Here is a 5,810-nt window from a genome sequence, read left to right on the forward strand (position 1 = left end):
TCCAGGCCACCTTGTTGGTGGAGGGCTCGTAGGCGGTGAGGCGGCTGGTGGCGGAGGCGCGAGCGCCCCCCACGAGCAGCAGGCGCGCATTGGCGGCGAGCGCGCGGACCTTCTCGTAATGGCCGATAGCGAGTGAAGCCATCCGTCAGAATCCTCCGAGTTCCACGCCGGGGTGCGCGGCGCGCAACCTCACCAGCGATGCCAGGCAGCTCTGCCACTCCCCCTTGGCCAGCGAGCCGGTGAACTCGCCGAGCACGGGGGCCACGATGCGCGCGAAGCTCTCCTCCTCCAGGCCGAGGTCGCGCACCAACTCAATCACCCGGCGCTTGGCCTCGCTGGCCGGGAGCCTGCGGACCACATTGCCCTCGCGGGCCTCCTTGGAGCGCCCCGGGGGCAGACCGAAGAGCATGCGGCGCAGGAAGGTGCGCAGGGCCTCCACGTTGGGGAAGCGCTCGGTGGCGCCGACGGGCGACGCCGTGGCGCCCGAGGGCTTCCACCCCTCGGGGAGGTGGAGGGGCCGGTGCTTCTCCCACAGGAGGCGGATGGCGAAGAGGCCCACCTCGCGGTCGGCGCTCTCCATGAGCCAGGCGAGACGCTCGGGCCCGCCGAGGCGCGCGTAGTGGCGGCGGATGAGCTCCACGGCCACCTCGCGGGTGGAGCGCTTGGTGCTCTCGGAGAGGGTAAACACCTTCACCGGGTCCAACTCGTCGGGGGTGAGGGTGCGGCGCTTGTCGGCGCCCTCCTCGCCCGCGTCGAGCAGGGCGTCATAGGCGAGGTTGCGCACTTCCTTGGCGTTGGCCTCGGCCAGTTCGTAGACGCGGGTGTGCCAGCCCCAGGCGCGCAGCTCCACGCGGGCCACGGCGAGGGCGAAGTGGCGCACGTCGTCGCGGGCATCGAAGAGGGCGGGCCAGAGGCGCTCGGGGGTGTATGCGTTGCGAGGCGCCTTGGGCTTGAGCTGGAAGGACTTGGACTCGGGCTGCTCGGGGCCGATGACGGGGTGGTGGCAGCGCAGGTACGTCTGGGCGAAGGCGCGCACGGGGGCGGGCTGCTTCGCGCCGAGCGCCAGCTCGAAGAGGCGCTCCAGGCCCGCGGCGGCCTCGCCGGACTCGCTGAAGTCGGCGGGGGCCACGTTCTCCAGCAGGTAGCGGTGGGCGAACTGGTGCAGGGTGGGATCCGCGCGCCGGGCGAGCGCCAGCAGCCACGCAATCCCCACGTCGCGCGGGGCGAAGAGCTTGCGGTTGCCGAGCAGCTTGAGCGCCACCTCGCGGTACTTCGCGTTGAAGACGAGCCCCTTCACGCGCTCCACGTCCAGGCCGGGCAGCGCGTCCGCCTCGGTGAGCCAGTCGGAGACGGTGTCGCCGAAGCTCGGGTGGATGGCGCGGTCGAGCAGCCAGTCGGCGCCGATGTCCGCGGGCTTGAAGGCCTTGAGCGCGTCGAGGGCCAGCTCCTCCGGGTCTCCGCCGTAGTTGCCCAGACGCTCGTCATCGAGGAGGGCCTTCCAGAAGGACACGGGCAGCTCGCCCTTGCCGTACTTGGACTTGAGGTAGCGCAGGGCCCACCCGGTCTGGTCCTCCTCGCCGTAGAGCATGTCGAAGAGGAACTTCTGGGTGAGCTCGGCGCGGTCGAAGCTCTGCTCCAGGGCCTTGGCGGCGAACTTCGAGGTGGGCTTGTGGACGAGCAGCCGGCCGAGGAAGTCCGGGCCGAGCTCGCGTGGGTCCCTCTTCTCGAGCACGGCGGCGGCGAAGGACTTCACGTCGTTGTGCTCGCCCTCGAGCAGCTCGGCGAGGCGCTCGGCGGGGAGGTCCTGCGCGTGGGCGCGGGCGTACTCGATGGCGTAGGCGCGGGCCTTGTTGCTCTCGGAGACGAGCAGGGCGAGCACGGCCTCGTGGAGCCCGAGGGCGCGCAGCTTGCCCTGGTGGAACTCGGGCGAGCCCTGGAGGGTCTCGATGAGGAAGTCATGGGCGCTGGCGAGGGGCCGGCGGGCGAGCCGGTCGAGCCAGGCGGGGGTGATGTTGTCGCGCAGGACGTCGGGGAAATCCTTGCGCAGCCCCTGGATGGCGAAGCGGGCGGCGGGGTCCGACAGACAGGTGTCGAGCAGCCGCATGAGCGGATCGGCCGAGCGCTTCCAGGCGTCGGAGAAGGCGCGCTTCTTCACCATGTCGCTGGGGGGCTCGATGGGGAAGGAGTCAGCGGAGTAGTTGCCGTTCTCGTGGGCCCAGATGTGATTGGAGAGCCAGCACGAGCGCCAGGAGGTATCGGGCTCGTAGTGGCGGAGCACCTCGATGGCGAACTGGGGGTAGAGCTCGGGGACGGCCATGCCGAGCTGGCGCAGGTAGCGCCAGGCGCGGCGCTGGAGGTAGGTGAGGGTGCCCTTGGAGACCTCGCGGGCGTGGGAGTAGCGGGAGCGCTCGGTGTCGAAGCGCCAGGCGAGGAGGCCGAACATCTCGGCGTCGTGGCGCTGCTCGGCGAGCTTGTAGATGCGCTTGAGGCCGCCCCAGAGCCCGAAGCGGAGGTCGGCCCCGCGGACGAGCTGGAAGAGGGCGGCGCGGGAGGCGCTGGAGTTGCGCTCGTAGAGGGAGACGAGCAGGTCGGCGAGGGCGAAGCGCGCGGGGAGGGGGACGTCCTTCTGGGCGAGGTAGCGCTGCCAGGCGTCGCGGGAGCCGGAGTGACGGGCCTCGGCGGAGTGGCGGGACTGGGCCTGGGAGAGGAGGGAGCGGAGCCCGTCGAAGGAGAGGGCACCCTCGGGGAGGGTGTCGGGAACCTTGTCGGGCTGTTCGAGGAAGGCCAGTACGGCCTCCGCCAGGTCGGGCGCTTCCGCCCGGGACAACCGCTCCAGGTCCGCTGTCGTCAGCTCGTCGCTCGTGGCCATCGAGCGGACGGATTTAGCACAGGAGCAGTGGGGAGGGGGCTTGCAACGCCGGCTTTCAGTTGCACGTAGCCCAGGCATGGCTCGGTGAACTCACCGAGCCCGCCGATGATGCAGATGCTCGAGCAGAGTCCAACCTCTCGACCCATCGAGACGTCTGCTCATTCACCTCTTCACCTCAGTAGGTGTAGTAAACGTTGCTGCTGATGTAGTTGATATAGGGCGGGTTGTAGAGGGAGACCTGGAAGGTATCGACTCCCATGCAGATTCTGACATCGGAGCTGGCCGGGATATTCTGACCACTCGCGTTCAGAGTACCCGACGGTTGCGCGGTGACGTTGGCCCTCCAAACGTAGCCTCCGCCGTAGATACGCAGTTCCACTTGGGTCAGGCTATCCCACCCGTTCAAGTTGTCGTCGTTCCAGGTATAGCTCAGTGTCTGCATGACGGAGCCCGAAGGCGTATAGCCGTACATCGGGGGGCTGCAATACCACGTGCGGCCGTCCTTGACGGCGGGACCGGGTCCCGAATCATTCCACCAATTGCCTCCGGCCGTGGTCAGGTCATCCTTGTCCTTCACCTGCTTCTGCGGATGTTGGGAAAGCTCGGAGTCCTGCTCGTGGACCTTGTAAGGTCCAGAGAGGGTGAGCTCGTTGGAGACAGTGAAGCCGTCCGGGGAGGCAACCTGCTCGGCCTGAGCCTCCATCGTGGGCACCACAAATAGCGAAACAAGCAGCATGAGACGATTCAACATGGCGTTCTCCTGGTTCTGGTTCTGTTGTATTCGTTCACGGGTGGCAATTTGGATTGCTTCCCGGCGCAGCATGAGTGGGGACAAACAAGTCCCGTCTCAATGAGCCGGCGAGGTGGCGAATGATGCAGAAAAATCTGCGGGCTGCCGGCCAGGCCTGATTCGTTACCGCCCCTCGGCGTGCAGAACATGAGGGGAATCAGGAGCTTCCGTGGGAGTTTCTCCTCCCCAGCCAGAGAGTGCACCTACGTAGCGCCCAGTATCATCGCCACCCACGACCGGGTCTCCTCATCCTTGGACATCAAGAAGTCGAAGTGCCCGGCGTGGAGCAACTCCACCAGCGGCTTGTCGCGGGCAATGAGTTCGGGCACCTGCCAGGGGAAGGTGCGAACGGCGGGCCCGAGTTCCTCGTAGTCGGGCTCAGCCACGAGAACCTCCAGGTAGCGCGAGTAGGTATCGAAGAAGCGATCGACGTTCGAGGCGAGAGGCACGGCGTAAGGCTCCTCGTGCATGTCGACCTTCACGACCGGCTGCAGTCCCCGCGCATCCGCGAGATGCGGAACGGTGGCGTAGTGATAGGCCAGCATGTCCTCCTTCCCGAAGACGAGCAGGTCGCCAAAGGGGTCGGCCTGTTCTCGTCGCCAGAGCTCATTCACACGGAGGAGGTCGGATTGCCGAGCGTCTCCAGCCCGGAGGAGGACGAACCCCTCCTCCAGTCCGACGTATCCCACCTGGGTATGCACGGCCGCGAGCAAGGAATCGAGCGGGAGTCCCGCCGTGGGTTCTCTGGTGGTGAGCGCAGGCGGGCGTGGTGGCTCCTGTTCCAGGTGCAGCCCCAGGTTCCGGCAGACTTCCAGGAACCGCGCGAGACCGGGCAGTGAAGCCTCGGGAGGCATCATCGAAATTCCGTTCAAGGCGCGGGAAGCAGCTTCTGCAGCTCGTGCTTGGCCAGGCAAAGGCGTCAGGCGTGCCGAGTCTCAAGCAGCACTGGGCTGTTCGGCCAGGGAACTCACCCTTTACTTCTGGTTCGGGTCACCTGTCCCACCGTGGGGGCTCCGCACCCGGATCTTCGTGTCCGTCGCCACGACGAAGCAGCCGTGCCATGTCTCGACATCCTGTTCGAGGAACAGCCGCTCGACGTAGGCGCGAAGCAGACGGCGGCTCGGGTTCGCCAAGCGGCCAAGGAGGATGCCGTGGTGGGTGCCCGGCGCATACCGGCGGGTATCCGCGAAGTCCAGATCCTGGGTGACCAGAAATCGGCCTCGTCGGGAACCGTGTCGGTGTCATGCCCCCGCGCTCGCAGCGCCTCCGCGAGCGCCGCTGGCAGGTTCTCATCGAGCTTGAGTCGCATCAGAACGTCGCAACCTTGGGTGCTGGCAGATCCTCTCGTGCGGCGTCGGCGGCGAAGGCGATGACCGCCCGGATATCCTCGGCCGTCAGTGCCGGATAGTCGGCCAGGATTTCCTCGATGGAATCTCCCTCCGACAAGCTGGCCAGGAGCGTGCGCAAGGTGACGCGCGTACCCTTGATCACCGGCTCGCCCCCACACACCCCCGGTTCCCGGCTGATTCGGTCCTTATAGTTCATGGCCCCCTGAAGATACTTCTCCGCATTGATCCCGACCACGCCTGCCCTGCCACCACCAACGGAGGTATCGGAGATTTCGTACGGAGCTTTCCGACTCACCGCTCCCAGAGCGTGGCGAGCTTCAACGGGAGCGCCTCGAAAGGCGCGGTCTGCGCGAGGGCGTCTCCGCTCCAGTGGCCGAGCCGGTTCCAGTGCTCGCGCTCCGGTCGGTGGTAGGTCTCCATCAGCCGCTTGAAGGGATCCACCCACCACAGGTGGTTCACGCCGTGGCGGGCGTAGGCCTTCGCCTTGTCCCGGTCCAGCACCGCCGTGGCGGACGAAGTCACCTCGCACACCCAGTCGGGGACCAGGGTGAAGGCCGCCCCGTTCGGCAGCTCCGGCATGCGCTCCCGGCGCCAGCCCGCGAGGTCTGGCACCAGCACGTCATTCTTCCCCAGGTGCAGCTCGGGCTCGAACAAGATGACCCAGCCTCCGGGTCCTCCCTCGCCCAGGTCGAAGGCGCTTCCCAACAGCATCCCGAGTCGAGACGCGGCCCGGCCATGGGGCGCGTCCAGCGGAGGGCTCACATACAACGACTGCTCGACGACCTCCCCCACCCAGTGGAAG

Annotated in this window: 5 protein-coding genes and 1 pseudogene; all 6 read right to left on the reverse strand. The window is 67.3% G+C overall.

The features are described 5' to 3' along the window. Positions 1–145: 145 nt before the first annotated feature. Positions 146–2,869, reverse strand: coding sequence for a hypothetical protein (locus tag VF794_RS31470; RefSeq protein WP_331116812.1), 2,724 nt, complete (start codon positions 2,867–2,869; stop codon positions 146–148). Between the two features lie 175 nt (positions 2,870–3,044). Continuing rightward, complete coding sequence (locus tag VF794_RS31475) at positions 3,045–3,620, reverse strand: hypothetical protein (RefSeq protein ID WP_331116813.1); 576 nt, start codon at positions 3,618–3,620, stop codon at positions 3,045–3,047. A gap of 242 nt (positions 3,621–3,862) precedes the next feature. Then, positions 3,863–4,516 (reverse strand): hypothetical protein, encoded by a 654-nt coding sequence (locus VF794_RS31480; RefSeq protein ID WP_331116814.1) that lies wholly within the window; start codon positions 4,514–4,516, stop codon positions 3,863–3,865. 117 nt (positions 4,517–4,633) lie between these two features. Further along, a pseudogene (locus VF794_RS41815) lies at positions 4,634–4,873 on the reverse strand (DUF5615 family PIN-like protein); the annotation flags it as partial. 94 nt (positions 4,874–4,967) lie between these two features. Beyond that, positions 4,968–5,243: a DUF433 domain-containing protein gene (locus VF794_RS31485; RefSeq protein WP_331116815.1), complete on the reverse strand. Its 276-nt coding sequence runs from the start codon at positions 5,241–5,243 to the stop codon at positions 4,968–4,970. Positions 5,244–5,299: 56 nt separating this feature from the next. After that, positions 5,300–5,810: Uma2 family endonuclease (locus VF794_RS31490; RefSeq protein WP_331116816.1), on the reverse strand; the 511-nt coding region annotated here is incomplete at its 5' end.

It is taken from the genome of Archangium sp., assembly GCF_036389735.1.
In the GTDB taxonomy this organism is placed as follows: domain Bacteria; phylum Myxococcota; class Myxococcia; order Myxococcales; family Myxococcaceae; genus Archangium.